This is a genomic window from Arthrobacter sp. H35-D1 (assembly GCF_030063185.1).
Classification (GTDB): Bacteria; Actinomycetota; Actinomycetes; order Actinomycetales; family Micrococcaceae; genus Specibacter.
Map to the genome: position 1 here is coordinate 1 of NZ_JASISP010000012.1, position 15244 is coordinate 15244.

The 15244-nt window shown below is 61.8% G+C and carries 15 protein-coding genes; 14 read left to right on the forward strand and 1 reads right to left on the reverse strand.

Features of this window, described 5'->3' with window-relative positions; translation table 11 throughout:
• From QMG25_RS12670 to QMG25_RS12685, 5 genes are all read left to right on the forward strand, one after another.
• A partial coding sequence (locus tag QMG25_RS12670) for an ISAzo13-like element transposase-related protein (protein ID WP_502866396.1) occupies positions 1 to 296 on the forward strand: 296 nt, incomplete at its 5' end.
• Positions 297 to 437: 141 nt separating this feature from the next.
• Positions 438 to 689, forward strand: a complete 252-nt coding sequence (locus QMG25_RS12675) for a type II toxin-antitoxin system Phd/YefM family antitoxin (RefSeq protein ID WP_283460727.1) — start codon at positions 438 to 440, stop codon at positions 687 to 689.
• Positions 690 to 944, forward strand: a complete 255-nt coding sequence (locus QMG25_RS12680; protein ID WP_283460729.1) for a Txe/YoeB family addiction module toxin — start codon at positions 690 to 692, stop codon at positions 942 to 944.
• Positions 945 to 1442: 498 nt separating this feature from the next.
• Positions 1443 to 1661, forward strand: coding sequence for an NAD(P)-binding domain-containing protein (locus tag QMG25_RS20535; protein ID WP_502866397.1), 219 nt, complete (start codon positions 1443 to 1445; stop codon positions 1659 to 1661).
• Positions 1615 to 2052, forward strand: coding sequence for an NADPH-dependent F420 reductase (locus QMG25_RS12685; RefSeq protein ID WP_283460730.1), 438 nt, complete (start codon positions 1615 to 1617; stop codon positions 2050 to 2052). The genes QMG25_RS20535 and QMG25_RS12685 overlap by 47 nt, the downstream gene beginning before the upstream one ends.
• A gap of 51 nt (positions 2053 to 2103) precedes the next feature.
• On the opposite strand, the gene QMG25_RS12690 is transcribed toward QMG25_RS12685, so the two are convergent.
• A complete protein-coding gene (locus tag QMG25_RS12690) occupies positions 2104 to 2487 on the reverse strand; it encodes a VOC family protein (protein WP_283460731.1) in 384 nt (127 codons plus the stop codon).
• Between the two features lie 133 nt (positions 2488 to 2620).
• On the opposite strand from QMG25_RS12690, the gene QMG25_RS12695 reads away from it, so the two are divergent.
• The 9 genes from QMG25_RS12695 (at position 2621) to QMG25_RS12735 (ending at position 15197) form a co-directional block, all read left to right on the forward strand.
• Positions 2621 to 4426, forward strand: a complete 1806-nt coding sequence (locus QMG25_RS12695; protein WP_283460732.1) for an ABC transporter substrate-binding protein — start codon at positions 2621 to 2623, stop codon at positions 4424 to 4426.
• Positions 4427 to 4483: 57 nt separating this feature from the next.
• The gene (locus QMG25_RS12700; protein ID WP_283460733.1) at positions 4484 to 5134 is read left to right on the forward strand and encodes a hypothetical protein; all 651 of its coding nucleotides are present in this window, start codon (positions 4484 to 4486) and stop codon (positions 5132 to 5134) included.
• A 354-nt stretch (positions 5135 to 5488) separates the two neighbouring features.
• Positions 5489 to 7405 carry a translational GTPase TypA gene (typA, locus tag QMG25_RS12705; protein ID WP_283460735.1) on the forward strand — a complete coding sequence of 639 codons (1917 nt, stop codon included), beginning with the start codon at positions 5489 to 5491 and terminating at the stop codon, positions 7403 to 7405.
• A 722-nt stretch (positions 7406 to 8127) separates the two neighbouring features.
• Positions 8128 to 9759 carry a peptide ABC transporter substrate-binding protein gene (locus QMG25_RS12710; protein ID WP_283460737.1) on the forward strand — a complete coding sequence of 544 codons (1632 nt, stop codon included), beginning with the start codon at positions 8128 to 8130 and terminating at the stop codon, positions 9757 to 9759.
• A 215-nt stretch (positions 9760 to 9974) separates the two neighbouring features.
• Positions 9975 to 10901, forward strand: a complete 927-nt coding sequence (locus QMG25_RS12715) for an ABC transporter permease (RefSeq protein WP_283460928.1) — start codon at positions 9975 to 9977, stop codon at positions 10899 to 10901.
• Positions 10894 to 11889, forward strand: a complete 996-nt coding sequence (locus QMG25_RS12720) for an ABC transporter permease (protein ID WP_283460739.1) — start codon at positions 10894 to 10896, stop codon at positions 11887 to 11889. Before QMG25_RS12715 ends, QMG25_RS12720 begins: the two co-directional genes overlap by 8 nt.
• A gap of 4 nt (positions 11890 to 11893) precedes the next feature.
• Entirely contained in the window at positions 11894 to 13657 is a 1764-nt protein-coding gene (locus QMG25_RS12725) for a dipeptide ABC transporter ATP-binding protein (RefSeq protein WP_283460741.1), read from the forward strand.
• A gap of 164 nt (positions 13658 to 13821) precedes the next feature.
• Positions 13822 to 14718, forward strand: a complete 897-nt coding sequence (locus QMG25_RS12730; protein WP_283460743.1) for a PIG-L family deacetylase — start codon at positions 13822 to 13824, stop codon at positions 14716 to 14718.
• The gene (locus QMG25_RS12735) at positions 14715 to 15197 is read left to right on the forward strand and encodes a hypothetical protein (protein ID WP_283460746.1); all 483 of its coding nucleotides are present in this window, start codon (positions 14715 to 14717) and stop codon (positions 15195 to 15197) included. The genes QMG25_RS12730 and QMG25_RS12735 overlap by 4 nt, the downstream gene beginning before the upstream one ends.
• The last annotated feature ends 47 nt before the right edge of the window (positions 15198 to 15244 follow it).

Genomic DNA, 15244 nt, shown 5'->3' on the forward strand with positions numbered 1-15244 from the left:
TCACCGTCTGCCACCTCCCGCCCGGAACCAGCAAGTGGAACAAGATCGAGCACAGGCTCTTCAGCCATATCTCCATGAATTGGCGCGGGCGCCCCCTGAACAGCCACCAGGTCATCATCGACCTCATCGGTGCCACAACCACCAAAACCGGGCTGAAAGTCCATGCCGAACTCGACGACAACAGCTACCCGACCGGGATTAGAATCGCCGACACCGCCATGGCAGCCCTGCCCATCACCCGACACGAATTCCACGGCGAATGGAACTACACCCTCAACCCCAACAAAGCACCATAACCCCGTGTTAAAAACTGGCAGTCCCTTACCGTGTAGGCGAGCTCCGGTCTAACGCTTGACTGATGACGGGCAACCTTGGGGCGCCTTAACGTCAGTGGTACCATATAGTTGTACCATTTGGCTGCGAAAGGGGTTATTGCCATGTCCATTAGTGCAAGCGAGGCGCGCAAGACGCTGTTCCCGCTCATCGAACGCATCAACGGGGACCATCAGGCTGTTGAAATCGTTTCCCGCAAAGGAAACGCTGTTCTCATGCCGGCTGACGAGTACGCGGCGTGGAAGGAGACGGAATACTTGTTCCGCTCGCCCGCCAATGCCCGAAGGCTGCTCGACGCCTACGAACGCGCCCGTGCGGGGGAGACTGAAGCGCACGAGCTCGATAGGGGCGAGTGAGTGCGTCTGGTCTGGGATAGGTCTGCCTGGGAAGACTACCGGCACTGGCAGGCGGCGGATCGCAAGGTCGTCAAGCGGATCAACACGCTCATTGATGCGTGCCTTCGGGAGCCGTTCGCCGGCATTGGGAAGCCTGAGCAGCTCAAGTACGGTGCGCAGGGCGGGTGGTCACGGCGCATCACCGACGAGCACCGGCTCGTGTACCTCGTCGAGGGCGACGATCTGGTAATTCTGCAGGCTCGGTACCACTACTGACGTCAGGCTACAGGCCACCGGCATATCAAAGGTTCGGCAACCGCGGAGATGTGGAGGAGTTTGGGTTCAACGGCCAAGTTTCACTGCGCTTGAGGCATCGCAGCGCCACGTGGTGATGTCGGACCGCGCAGACCGGTCAGCGCCCCAGCCAGGACCTCGACAACCAAGAACTTGAGGATGTGCCGTGGTCGATCTCGTGGACACGGATCGCGCCGTGGCTGCCCGACGACGTGCGCACACGTGCCTGAGCCGAGCACCTCCAGTACCAAAGAGCACCTGAAAATTTCAGCCAGCCGAACGAAACGAACTGGATACATTTCAAGAAGTTCGCGGACCCGGGCATTCGTGGCTCACAGGGGTCGAAAAAGTCGACGCGGGCTTCTGCACGTTCGTCGTTTCGTGCACTGTCGGATTGCACCAAGAGGAGACGTCCGGCCCCCGGCGAACGTAGACTGACCGGTGGAACCTGGATCAGCGAAGCGAGCAAAAGGGGCAGTCATGAAGATCGGGATTTTGGGCACAGGCAGCGTCGCGCAGGCCCTCGCCAGAGGCTGCGTCGGAGCCGGGCACTCGGTAGCTTTCGGCTCTCGGCATCCTGATTCCCGGACCGACCTCCCGTACCCGGTCGCCGGTCTCGACGAGACGGCGCGAGATGCCGACGTGATCGTGAATGCGACCCCCCGGTGCCTGCTCGGAGAAACTCCTGGCCCAGCTTGATGCCGAAGCGTTTAGCGGAAAGCTGCTCATCGACGTGGCCAACGCCGCCTCGTCCTCCAACAACTTGCTTTACCCGGACTCCAGCCTGGGTGAAAAATTGCAAGAGTTGCTCCCGGACGCGAAAGTCGTCAAAACGATGAACACCTGCGCCGGCAAGGTCTTCGTCAACCCATCCTCGCTGGAGCTCAGCAGCATCTTCGTATCAGGCGACGACGCGGCCGCGAAAAGCCAGGCAACGACCCTCCTGCGGGATCTGGGCTGGAACGGCGATTCCATTGTCGACCTGGGCGGAATCTCGACGGCCAAGGGACCGGAACATTACTTCATCATGTGGGTGTATCTCACCGAGGCACTGGACACCACCGGGCTCAATATCCGCGTGGTTCGCTAAGGCAGACGGAACCCGCTTTTCCGGGCCAACGGGCCCCTGCCCCGTTGGTGGTCAAGCCGGCATTGGATCCGGTGTCTGCAGCACGCAGAACTCGTTGCCTTCCGGGTCCGCCATCGCCACCCACGTGACGTCGTCGCCTTGGCCAATGTCAACGCGGGTGGCCCCCAATGCCTCCAAGCGGGCAAGCTCGGCTGCTTGGTCGTCCGGGCGCAAATCCAAGTGCAGCCGGTTCTTCACCGTCTTGGTCTCGGGCACGCGCAGGAATACAAGTTCCGGCTGGACCCCGGCTTCCGGGGCGCGTTCCGGGCGCCGCACGCCCGCTTCGTCGGGATCGTCGTCGTCGACAACCTCCCAACCCAGTGCCGCAGCCCAGAACCGTGCGGTTTCAGCCGGCGCTGCAGAGTCAAAGGAGCAGGTCTCAATTCGTGAGCTCATGCAGCCATTGTTCACTCGGTGCGCCCGCCAGTCCAGAGTGCTGCGGTACTCTTGCAAACAGGATTGATCCCAGGGACGGGCCGACGCCACTTGCATCCCGAAGCCCACATTGACGCGAAAACCTGGAGGTGGAATGCGGCCCGGACGCATATCCAAAGTACTGGCGACAGCCGCAGCCCTGGCACTGGGCTTGGCGGCGTGCACGGGAAATACTCCCGGCCCCACCGAAACGAGCGCATCCCCGACCGTGTCCGACGGCGGCAACGTCACCGTCCTGGAAAGCGCTCCGTTCAGCTCATTCAATGCCACCAGCGTCACGGGCAGCACGCTGACCAACACGAGGATAGGGTCGGCCACCCACTCCGGGTTTTACTCCGTGGATGACAAGCTGGAAATCGTCAAGAATGAGAAGTTCGGCAAGGTTGAGAAGGTCAAGGACGATCCGCTGACCATCAAATACACCATTGACAGTGCTGTCCAATGGTCCGACGGCGCCCCCGTGACTGCCGATGACCTCTTCCTGGCGTGGGCTGCAGCCTCGGGCTACTTTGACGATGCAACACTGGATGGGTCCTTTGCCGTTACCGGAGGGACGGCCTATTTTCATGCGGCGGGGGACAACAGTGGATTGGCGCAAACCGAACTTCCCGTGATCGGGGACAACAGGACCTCGTTGACCCTGACCTACACCACGCCGTTCTCCGATTGGGAGACGGCGCTCGGCACCACTGTGGACGTGCCGGCGCACATCGTCGCTCTCCGTTCGGGGCTGAAGGACGCCTCCGCGTTGACGAAACTACTGCAAGGGGTTCCCCCAGGGGACCCGGCCAGCCCGGTTCCGGCAGACCCCGCGCTGCGCAAGGTGGCTGATTTCTGGAATACCGGCTTTGACACCCGGGGCATGCCCGATCCTTCACTGGCCCTGTCCAACGGCCCATTCCTTGTCAAGGCCATCACAGCGGGGAAGGAAGTTGTCCTGACCGAAAACCCGGACTACAACTGGGGCGAGAAGCCCGTGCTCGACACTCTCACAGTGCACTACGAAGCCGATCCAGACAAGCAAATAGCCGCCCTGAAAGCCGAAACGGCCGATGTCATCACACCGGCCGTCACGGCGGAACGACTCAAGACCCTGACAGAGCTGGGGTCCCAAGGCGTGGACGTCCAACAAGGCCAGGCCCTGGGCTTTGACCAGTTGGTGCTGAACTTTAAGGGTGTCCTTTCGCCACCCGACCTCCGCACGGCCTTCATGCACACCATTCCGCGCCAGGCAATCATTGACAAGGTGGCCAAGCCTCTGGATCCGAAGGCCGAGATGTTGAACTCCTTCTTGTTCCGCCCGGCGCAGGTGCCCTACAAGGAGGCTGCGCAGAGCAACGGCACAGCAGCGTTCTCCGCGGCCACGCCGGAGACGCCCGGTATAGATGAAGCCAAGGAACTGCTCGACGGCGCCAAGCCCACCGTGCGGATCTTGTACAACAAGGATGATCCGGACCGGGTCAAGGAGTATTCCCTGATCGCCGCCGCGGCCACGGAGGCAGGTTTCTCCGTCACCGATGCCGGCCGCAACGCCAAGCAATGGATCGGTGCGCTCAAGGACGGTGCCTTTGACGTGGCTCTCTACGGCTGGACCAGCAACCCGACGGGCTCGTTCCAGGTCCCGCAGATCTTCAGGACCGGTGCCGTCTCCAACTTCAACAACTTTTCCAACACTGTGGTGGACCAGCTCACGGAACAACTTGCCGTGGAGCCTGACGAGGCCAAGCAGAACGCACTGAAGCTGCAGATCGACAAGCTGGCCGTTGAAGCTGGCTACGGGCTGCCACTGTTTCAGCGCACCACAGTGAGCGCCACTGGAGACCATGTGGCAGGAGTGGAACATTCACCGCTGGATCTGGGACCGTGGCAAAGCGTCGCGCAATGGTCGTACGTGAAGTAGCCCCATCCGCTTGGGGCGCCAAGAATAATTCCAACCGTTACGAGAGTTGAGGAACCCATGAAGCCAGAAGTACTCCCCGACAGTGCCATCCGCATCACCAGCCACGAACTTTTGGCCTTGTTGTCCTTCAACCCAGGACCAGGGGCGGAGCTCAGCCGTGGCGTGTTGGTGCTGGCGGACCTTCCCGCAGACAACGATCTGGTGCGGGCCGGCCTGACCACCTTGAATGTCCGGGACATGGCGGAAATTGCGGGGGAGGAAGTGAACTTGCTCGGCGGGGCCCGGATCCTCTCCGTCATCCTTTCAACTGCCACCCAGTGGTATGAAGTGAGCCGGTTCGGGGCCAAGTCCTCGCTCCCTTCCTACCTGGTGAGCTCACCCCATGGCAGGGCTGCCCTGTTCCTGCGGCCTTTGAGCGAATACGTGTGCCTGCCGTTGTTGGAGGACGCTGATTTGTTGGATCTTGTGGCTCAGACCGTCAACGGTGCAGTGGAAGAGGCGCAAGGCATGGATGGTGGCCTGGTTGTCACCCGTCAACACGCGAGCGGAAAGGACGTTGTCGTAGCCAACGTCAAGGTCAATGCCGACGGCACCCGCCAACTTGCTGCCTTGCCCATGACCGAGGACGGCCAACTGACGGTCACCGCGATACCCGCAGGACAGCTGCCCGGTGACGTGGTGCGTGGAAAATTCCCGTCTGCCGCGTGATCCCCGGCGTCCGGGCATCCGGCAAGAAGTCAAGGGAATGCCTACCGAAGGGCTGAGAAAACACCGCTGTCGGGCGCATGCCGCACGACGGCGGAGGTGAGTTTCGTCACGTGAGGCGCCCGCCGCCGTCGTACTTTTGGAGTGAAAATCTGCCGAGGTTGAGCACTGGCGCGGGAGAGGTATGGCTGTCGAGTCGAAAAAAGTGCCCGTTATGGGATAAAGTGAGTAGGCCGTATTTGTCCGTTCGACTAGAATGGTGTTATCTGCCGATTCTTCACGGCCAACTATCAATGTGACTTTCTGCTTTGCCCTTCCGGGCCTGCAGCCGGGCCCAACTGAAACGAGTCTTCATCCATGAGCGATCTTTCTCTCAACACCGCCTCGCGCAATGACCTGCGCAACGTAGCCATTGTGGCGCACGTTGACCATGGCAAGACCACCTTGGTCGATGCCATGCTCAAGCAGACGCACTCATTTGCCGAACACGGCAATGTTGCTGAACGCGTCATGGACTCCGGGGACTTGGAGCGCGAAAAGGGCATCACCATCTTGGCCAAGAACACCACAGTGGCCTACAACGGCCCGTCGGCCGACGGGCAGGTCATGACGATCAACGTCATCGACACCCCCGGCCACGCCGACTTCGGTGGCGAAGTTGAACGCGGCCTGTCCATGGTTGACGGCGTTGTGCTGCTGGTGGACGCTTCTGAGGGCCCCCTGCCGCAGACCCGCTTCGTGCTGCGCAAGGCGCTTGCCGCCAAGCTCCCCGTCATCCTGCTCGTGAACAAGACCGACCGCCCCGATGCCCGCATCGACGAGGTTGTTGCCGAGTCCATGGACCTGCTTCTGGGTCTGGCTTCCGACATGGCTGACGAAGTTCCGGACCTGGACCTTGACGCTGTTTTGAACGTTCCGGTTGTTTACGCATCCGGCAAGCTGGGCCGCGCATCCTTGACGCAGCCCGACAACGGCGCCGCCCCGGACAGCGAGGATCTTGAGCCGCTGTTCAAGACCATCATCGATCACATCCCGGCCCCGAAGTACAACCCCGAAGGTGTCCTGCAGGCGCACGTCACCAACCTTGACGCGTCCCCCTTCCTGGGCCGCTTGGCTTTGCTGCGTATCTTCAACGGCACCCTGCGCAAGGGCCAGACCGTTGCCTGGTGCCGCCAGGATGGCACCGTGAAGTCCGTCAAGATCACCGAGCTGCTGGCCACCCAGGCACTGACTCGCGTGCCTGCAGAGTCTGCCGGCCCCGGTGAAATTGTTGCTGTTGCCGGCATCGAGGACATCACCATTGGTGAAACCTTGACCGATGTGGACAACCCGCAGCCGTTGCCGCTGATCACCGTTGACCCGCCGGCCATCTCCATGACCATCGGTATCAACACCTCACCGATCGCTGGCCGCGTCAAGGGCCACAAGGTGACAGCACGCCAGGTCAAGGACCGCCTAGACAAGGAACTCGTCGGCAACGTGTCCTTGAAGGTTCTCCCCACCGAGCGTCCCGATGCTTGGGAAGTTCAGGGGCGTGGCGAATTGGCTCTGTCCATCCTCGTGGAGCAGATGCGCCGCGAAGGCTTCGAACTAACCGTTGGCAAGCCTCAGGTTGTGACCAAGCAGGTCGACGGCAAAACCCACGAGCCGATGGAACACATGACCATCGACGTACCCGAGGAATACTTGGGCGGCGTCACCCAGCTCATGGCATCCCGCAAGGGTCGCATGACTAACATGGCCAACCATGGCACCGGCTGGTGCCGCATGGAATTCATCGTGCCAGCCCGTGGCCTGATCGGTTTCCGCACCCGCTTCATGACCGACACCCGCGGTGCCGGCATCGCAGCTTCCATCGCCGAAGGGTACGAGCCCTGGGCCGGCCCCATCGAATACCGCACCAACGGATCGATCGTGGCTGACCGCTCTGGCGTTGTCACCCCGTTCGCCATGATCAAACTTCAGGAACGCATGAACTTCTTCGTGCAGCCCACTTCCGAGGTCTACGAAGGCATGATCGTCGGCGAGAACTCCCGCTCCGACGACATGGACGTGAACATCACGAGGGAAAAGCAGCTCACCAACATGCGTGCCGCTTCCTCTGACACTTTCGAGAACATGACCCCGCCGCGCAACCTGACCCTTGAAGAGTCCTTGGAATTCGCTAGAGAAGATGAGTGCGTTGAGGTTACCCCGGAGGCGGTCCGCATCCGCAAACTGATCCTGAACGCCGGCGACCGCGCCAAGGCATTCCGCGCCCGCGCCAAGGTCTAATTAGCAACTGACCAGTAGCTGGAATGGCGCCTCGGCGCCGCGAATAGCCCGTCCCTGCATCTGCAGGGGCGGGCTATTTTTGCTTGGTGGCTGGATTCGTCGGGATGTCTCACTTATGGAGCTTGCTACGTTCCATTCTGCAGCTGATGCGGGTGGGGCCCCGGCCCCCGTGTTCGTTCTGCAGCTGATGCGGGTGGCAGGCGAGAGGACCCACATGAGCTGCTGTTTGAGTGAGGAGTGGCTGGTGGTACCCGCATCAGCTGCCAAACCGATGGGGTAGGCGGTGTAATTGGCTCCGTTTTCGTCCCCGGCGCCCGTGCTGGCTGATTGCAAGGGGCTTGATGCTGCTACCTGTGTTCGTTCTGCAGCTGATGCGGGTGGGGCCCCGGCCCCCGAGTTCGTTCTGCAGCTGATGCGGGTGGCAGGCGCGAGGACCCGCAGGAGCTGCTGTTTGAGTGGGGAGTGGCTGGTGGTACCCGCAGGAGCTGGCAAACCAACGGGGGATGGGCGGCGGATTGGCTCCGCAGTCGGGCTGTTGCGCTTATGAAGGTTTCAAATCTATAAAGAAAGCCTGCTAACCACGTTTGGAGTACTGGCTAGTAGCGTTTAGGGGCTAGCCTAGGTCTATATGAGGTGAATCACAGGTTGAGTTCAACGTTGAGCTTGGCTTCTCAGCATCGATGACGGTTCGGATCGAACCATTACAGAATCAAGGAGGCGGAATGCGTTACTCACGCACTTCCAAAGCATTGGGCGTGGCAGCAGTACTGGCCTTGACCCTCACCGCATGTGGCGGCTCGGATGGCGGCGGCAACGCCGGCGGCGACACCAGCAAGGTTATTACGGCCGACAACACTGAACCGCAGAATGGCCTGCTCCCCGCCAACACCAACGAAGTTGGCGGCGGAAAAGTCATGGACCTCGTCTTTTCCGGCCTCGTCAGCTATGACGTCAACGGGAAGATTGTCAACGAAATCGCTGACTCCATTGACACCAAGGATTCACAGAACTACACCATCAAGCTCAAGTCCGGCATGAAGTTCAGCGACGGTAGCCCCGTCACGGCCAAGAACTTTGTGGACGCCTGGAACTTTGGCGCTGCTGCGAAGAACGCACAGCTCAACAGCTACTTCTTCGAATCCATCAAGGGCTACGACAAGGTCAACGCCGAAAAGTCCACCGAGGACAAGATGGAAGGGCTGAAGGTTGTCGACGACACCACCTTCACCGTCGAGCTGGCACAGCCAGAGTCTGACTTCCCGCTGCGCCTGGGCTACACGGCGTTCTACCCGCTGCCCGAGTCGGCTTACGACGACATCGATGCCTTCGGGCAGAACCCGGTGGGCACCGGCCCCTACAAATTGGCGGAAGGCGGTTGGAAGCACGACGTCAGCATTGAACTGGTGCCGAACGAGAATTACGAAGGCCCGCGCAAGGCAAAGAACGGCGGCGTGACCTTCACGATCTTCAGCAACCCGGATGCTGCCTATACCAGTGTGCAGTCCGACACCTTGGACATTTTGCAGCAGGTCCCCCCGAGCGGCCTGCAGAACTATGAGTCAGACTTCAAGGGCCGCTTCGTCAACCAGCCCTACGCCGGCAACGCCACCATGACGATCCCCAGCTACCTCCCCGAATTCGAGGGTGAGGCGGGTAGCATGCGCCGCCAGGCGATCTCCATGGCGATTGACCGCCAGCAGATCATCGACAAGATCTTCTACGGCACCAAGAAGCCTGCCGTCGAGTTCACCTCTCCGGTGATTGACGGCTACAAGGCAGACCTGCCCGGCAACGAGGTCCTGAAGTTCGACGCCGCCAAGGCCAAGGACCTGTGGGAGAAGGCCGATGCGATCAAGCCGTGGCCGGCAGGCAAGGTCTTCACCATCACCTCCAACATCGACGGGCCCGGCAACAAGGAATACATCACAGCCATGGCCAACCAGATTTCCACTAATCTGGGCATCAAGGCCCAGCTGAACCCGGTCTCCTCCTTCAAGGAGATGCGTGAGCTGGTCAACAAGAAGTCTCTCACCGGTGCATCACGCGCCGGCTGGCAGGCCGACTACCCGTCGCTGTACAACTTCCTCGGCCCGCTGTACGGCACCGGGGCTGGCTCCAACGACGGCAACTACTCCAACCCGAAGTTTGACGAGAAACTGAAGGAAGGACTGGCCCAGACCAGCGTTGAAGCAGGAAACAAGATCTTCAACGAAGCACAGGAGATCCTGCTCAAGGACCTGCCTGTGGTGCCCCTCTGGTACCAGGCAGCCCAAGGCGTCTGGAGCAACAACGTGAACAACGTTGAGTTCGGGTGGAACGGTGTTCCGCTGTACTACAACGTGACTGCCAAGTAACCACAGCAATGCCGTGACAAAAAAGGGGGAACCAGGCGTGAACAGCCGGGTTCCCCCTTTTTTTGCCCGGACTCACATAGTGTTGCCTTCACTACGTGATATTTTTCGTGCAGGATGGCGTGGACGATCCCAACGGCACTCTGCATAGTCAACTATTGAACAGGTAATTTAATGAATGATTTGTGCTTGCGGATGAGGGACATGGTGGTGCCGTAATGCTCATGTTCACGCTCCGACGCTTCCTGCAGCTGATTCCCGTGTTTTTTGGGGCCACCCTGCTGGTCTATTTCTTGGTCTTCGCGACCCCGGGGGACCCCATAGCGGCCCTGTCCGGCGGCAAGCCGATGGCCCCGGCCGTCGAAGAGGCCCTCCGCGCCCAATACAACCTGGACCAGCCGTTCTGGATCCAATACGGGCTGTATCTGAAGAACTTGGTGACGCTGAACCTTGGCCAAACCTTCTCCGGCCAGGAGGTGGCAGCCGTGATTGGCCGCGCCTATCCGGTCACGGCCCGCCTGGCCATTATGGCCTTGGCATTCGAAGCGATCTTTGGCGTGCTCTTCGGCGTCATTGCCGGGCTTCGGAAAGGCAAGCTGTTTGACGGCACTGTCCTGGTGGGCTCGCTCATCGTCATCGCCGTGCCAACCTTCGTCCTTGGCTTCGTCCTCCAGCTGGTGGTCGGCGTGCAACTTGGCTGGGCGCGTCCCACAGTCTCAGGCACGGCGCCGTGGGATGAACTGGTGCTTCCGGCGCTGGTGCTGGGGCTTGTGTCCCTGGCCTACGTCATCCGACTCACCCGTGCATCCATCAGCGAAAATATGAGCGCCGACTACGTCCGCACGGCAACGGCCAAAGGCCTGAGCCGCCGCCGCGTGGTGATGGTCCACATCCTGCGCAACTCGCTGATCCCGGTGGTGACCTTCCTCGGTGCGGACCTGGGCGCCCTCATGGGCGGGGCCATTGTCACAGAGGGCATCTTCAACGTCCCCGGAGTTGGCAACCTGCTCTACCAGGCCATCTTGAAGGGCGAAAGTGCCACGGTGGTTGCCGTCGTCGGCATTCTGGTCATTGTGTTTGTCGTCGCCAACCTCGTCGTGGACCTTTTGTACGCGCTGCTCGACCCAAGGATTCGCTATGTCTGAGAACCCCACTCCCAACAAAGACCTGAACCTGCGGCAGGGGAAAACCTCCAGCCGCGTCATTGAACATTTCGTGGCACCGCTGGAGGAAACCCCGCTGGCGGCCATTGACAATGTTGACGAGACATCGGCCCCGCTGAGCCTGTGGGCGGATGCCTGGCGCAATTTGCGCAAGCAGCCCCTGTTCATTATTTCGGTCCTGCTGATTCTGGTGGTGTTCGTCGTGGCGATCTTCCCCCAGTTCTTTGCCCACGTTTCACCCAGCAGCTGCAGCCTGGCCGACTCGGCTGAGGGTGCGCGGCCCGGGCACCCCCTCGGGTTCACGCTGCAGGGCTGCGATGTGTACTCGCGCGTGATCTACGGCACGCGGGCATCCTTGACGGTGGGTATTTTCACCACCATCGGAGTGCTCATCATCGGCGGCATCATGGGTGCCTTGGCCGGCTACTACGGCGGCTGGTTGGACATCATCTTGGCCCGCCTCGGCGATGTGTTCTTTGCGCTGCCGCTGATTCTCGGCGCCATTGTCATCAACCAGCTGCCTTCCTTCCGCGACAACCGAAGCGTCTGGACGGTGGTGGTGGCCCTGGTGATCTTTGGCTGGCCGCAGATTGCCCGCATCACCCGCGGCGCCGTCATTGAAAACCGCAATGCCGACTTTGTCACGGCGTCCAAGGCATTGGGCCTTTCCCGCTTTGCAGCCCTGTTGCGCCACGTGCTGCCCAACTCCCTGGCCCCCATCATCGTCGTGGCCAGCATCTCACTGGGCACGTTCATCGTGGCCGAGGCAACGCTGTCCTTCCTGGGCATCGGCCTGCCCCCGACCGACATTTCCTGGGGCAATGACATCGCGAACGCACAGCCCCAGGTGCGCAACAACCCCGGCGTGCTCCTCTGGCCCGCTGTTGCGCTGTCCATCACGGTGTTGAGCTTCATTATGCTCGGCGACGCCCTGCGCGACGCGCTTGATCCCAAGGCAAGGAAGCGGTGAGACCATGTCAAACTACGAAACAGGCATGATCGGGAACAACCCGGCCAAGCAGTCAGACGACACTCCCTTGCTGGTGCTCAAGGACCTGGCCATCACGTTTGAGACCTCCACCGGCCCCGTCGAGGCGGTACGGAAGGCGGACCTGACCATCATGCCCGGCGAGACAGTGGCCATTGTGGGCGAGTCCGGTTCAGGGAAGTCAACCACGGCGCTGGCCGCCATCGGACTGCTGCCCAGCAACGGGCGCGTCAGCGCTGGACAGGTCATCTTTGACGGTGAAGACATCACCCATGCCAGTGAAAAGCGGATTGTTGAACTCCGCGGAAGCTCCATTGGCATGGTTCCCCAGGACCCCATGTCAAACCTGAACCCGGTCTGGAAAATTGGTTTTCAGGTCAAGGAGACGCTCAAGGCGAACGGGCTTGCCGGGTCCAACCACAAGGAACGCGTGACGGAGGTGCTCACCGAGGCAGGTCTCCCCGATGCGGCAGCCCGAGCCAAGCAGTACCCGCACGAGTTCTCCGGCGGCATGCGCCAGCGCGCACTGATCGCCATTGGACTGGCCTGCCGGCCGCGCCTGCTCATCGCCGACGAACCCACCTCGGCGCTGGATGTGACGGTGCAGCGGCAGATCCTTGACCACTTGGACTCGATGACCACTGAACTGGGCACCGCGGTGCTGCTCATCACCCACGACCTCGGCTTGGCCGCGGAGCGGGCGGAAAAGCTCGTTGTCATGTACAAGGGCCGCGTGGTCGAATCGGGGCCTGCACTGGAGATCCTGCGCAACCCGCGACACCCCTACACCCAACGCCTGGTCAACTCCGCCCCGTCGCTGGCATCGCGCCGGCTTCAGTCGCAAAAGGCGAAAGACGCCCTGGCCGCTGCCGCCGAAAACCTCGGAGCCCCGGCGGAGACTGCCAGGCACGCGCCGTCGTCCTTGGCAAAGCCCGTTCTTCCCAAGGATTCCGGCAAGGGCGACACCTTCCTGGAAATCAAGAACCTGACGAAGGTGTTCAAGCTCCGCGGAGCACTGGGCAAGTCAAGCGACTTCAAGGCTGTGGACAATGTCAGCCTCAGCGTCAAGCGCGGCACCACCATGGCGATCGTGGGGGAGTCGGGCTCGGGCAAGTCAACTGTGGCGCAGATGGCACTGAGCCTGCTCGCGCCCACGGAGGGAAGCATCCTGTTTGACGGGGTGGAGGTCAACACGCTCAAGGGCAAGGACCTGTTCAACTTCCGTCGCCGCGTGCAGCCCATCTTCCAGGACCCGTATGGATCCCTCGACCCGATGTTCAACATCTACAGGACCATTGAGGAGCCGTTGAAGATCCACAAGATCGGCAACGCAAAGTCCCGTGAGAAGAAGGTGCGCGAACTTTTGGACCAGGTGTCCATGCCGTCCTCGAGCATGAGCCGCTATCCCAACGAGCTCTCCGGCGGGCAACGCCAGCGCATCGCCATTGCCCGTGCCCTGGCGTTGAACCCGGATGTCATCATTTGCGACGAGGCCGTCTCGGCCCTTGACGTGCTGGTGCAGGCACAGGTGCTGAATTTGCTCAATGAGCTGCAGGAAGAGCTGGGCCTGACCTACCTGTTCATCACGCACGACTTGGCTGTGGTTCGCCAGATCGCCGACCATGTCACGGTGATGCAGACGGGGAAGGTGGTTGAGGCTTCCTCCACCGACGAGGTGTTCAACAACCCGAAGCAGCGCTACACGCAGGACCTGCTCAACGCCATCCCCGGGGCAACCCTGTTGGTCTAGCATTCCTGTTGGCCCAGCATCCTTGTTGGTCCGCGAAGGCTTAACTGCAGCACTGGCCGGCTCCTCCCCGCGAAGCGGAGGTGCCAGCCAGTGTTTTTTGTTGGAGCTGATTGCCAGGGTGGTTTGTTGGGGTTCCGCGGGCGCCTGCGGGTAGATTGGATGACATGGAAACATCCGCTTTGTTGCCCGGGGTCGGCCCCGATGCCACGATCCTGCTTGTGCATGCCCACCCCGACGATGAAACCATTGTCACGGGCGCCACCATGGCTGCGTCCGCTGCCGCCGGTGCGCGCGTTGTGCTGCTCACCTGCACGCGCGGGGAATTGGGGGAAGTCATCCCGCCGGAGCTGGCCCACCTGGAAGTCAAGGCCGGGAACCTGGCAGACGGTGCGGGGCTTGCCGCGGTGCGGGAACATGAGCTGGCCGCTGCCTTGGCTGCACTGGGCGTCCACGAGCACCTGTGGCTGGGTCAGGGACCCACCGCTCCTGCCGACGGCCCGGTGGTGTTCCGCGACTCGGGCATGCAGTGGGGGCCTGATGGCCGTGCCATGGCCGCCGACAAGGTGCTGCCCGGTTCCCTTTCGCGTGCGCCCCTGGCCGAGACGGCCGAACTGCTTGCCGCAGCCATCAGGGAACTGCGCCCCTCCATTGTCATCACCTACGCCGCAGACGGCGGCTACGGCCATCCCGACCACGTGGGCACCCACCAACTCACCGTGGCGGCCCTGCGCCTGGCGGCAAGCGCGGGACCCGCTGGTGTTGGGCCGGAAGGCACCGCTGCGGTAGTGACCGGCTGGAAGGTTCCGGCCATTTACGCAATTGTCAGCGACCGGCCCGAACGGCCCCTTGAAGCCGGGGTGCCGCGGCTGGCCGTGGCTGGCGATGTGGCAGCAAAGACGGCAGCCATGGCAGCCCACAGGACACAAATTACCGTCGCCGGTGACCGCTACGCACTGTCAGACAATGTGTGGAAGGACATCTCCGGGGTGGAGGAGTTTGTCGCCGTCGACCCGGCGGGCATTTACGGTCAGGCACAGCCGGATCGGAGGGACGCGACGTGACGGACTCAACCGGACACCAGCCAACTCCCGCCCAACACCCTGCCGACCCGGACCATCAGCCACCGAGCCCGGCGCAACATCTGCCGGAGCGAAAATCAGGCACGCCGAAGCCACATCGTTGGGCCGCGCTGGCGGCGGCGGCAGGAGCCGGGATTGGCAGCGGACTTTTGGGCACTTCCCTGCACGGCCACGCCTGGTACTTCAATGGTGGCGACACGGTGGTCCCCTACGGCGCCGTCCTGGCGCTGCTATTGCTGGCATCCGTGTGCTTGTTCGTGGGCCTGTGGAGCAGGAATTCATGGGTCGCGGTGGTCTGCGGGGCTGCGGCTTACCTGACGGCAGGGGCCTTGTCGCTGCAACTCGGCTCCGTTGGCATGATCACCAACAACCTCCAGGGCACCGTCTGGCTCTACGGGATAGCGGTGGCGACCCCGCTGACGTCCTGGCTCGCCTGGGCCCTGCTCCGCAAGAAAAGGTAGCTGCTGGCTAGCTGGCAGGGAGGCGTCCCGGACAGGAACGCCCGCCG

Coding starts and splice junctions, on each gene's coding strand:
- QMG25_RS20535 (WP_502866397.1), top strand. CDS start 1,443: ATGAAGATCGGGATTTTGGGCACAGGCAGCGTCGCGCAGGCCCTCGCC.
- QMG25_RS12695 (WP_283460732.1), top strand. CDS start 2,621: ATGCGGCCCGGACGCATATCCAAAGTACTGGCGACAGCCGCAGCCCTG.
- QMG25_RS12690 (WP_283460731.1), bottom strand. CDS start 2,487: ATGAGCTCACGAATTGAGACCTGCTCCTTTGACTCTGCAGCGCCGGCT.
- QMG25_RS12715 (WP_283460928.1), top strand. CDS start 9,975: ATGCTCATGTTCACGCTCCGACGCTTCCTGCAGCTGATTCCCGTGTTT.
- QMG25_RS12720 (WP_283460739.1), top strand. CDS start 10,894: ATGTCTGAGAACCCCACTCCCAACAAAGACCTGAACCTGCGGCAGGGG.
- QMG25_RS12725 (WP_283460741.1), top strand. CDS start 11,894: ATGTCAAACTACGAAACAGGCATGATCGGGAACAACCCGGCCAAGCAG.
- typA (WP_283460735.1), top strand. CDS start 5,489: ATGAGCGATCTTTCTCTCAACACCGCCTCGCGCAATGACCTGCGCAAC.
- QMG25_RS12675 (WP_283460727.1), top strand. CDS start 438: ATGTCCATTAGTGCAAGCGAGGCGCGCAAGACGCTGTTCCCGCTCATC.
- QMG25_RS12700 (WP_283460733.1), top strand. CDS start 4,484: ATGAAGCCAGAAGTACTCCCCGACAGTGCCATCCGCATCACCAGCCAC.
- QMG25_RS12730 (WP_283460743.1), top strand. CDS start 13,822: ATGGAAACATCCGCTTTGTTGCCCGGGGTCGGCCCCGATGCCACGATC.
- QMG25_RS12685 (WP_283460730.1), top strand. CDS start 1,615: ATGCGACCCCCCGGTGCCTGCTCGGAGAAACTCCTGGCCCAGCTTGAT.
- QMG25_RS12710 (WP_283460737.1), top strand. CDS start 8,128: ATGCGTTACTCACGCACTTCCAAAGCATTGGGCGTGGCAGCAGTACTG.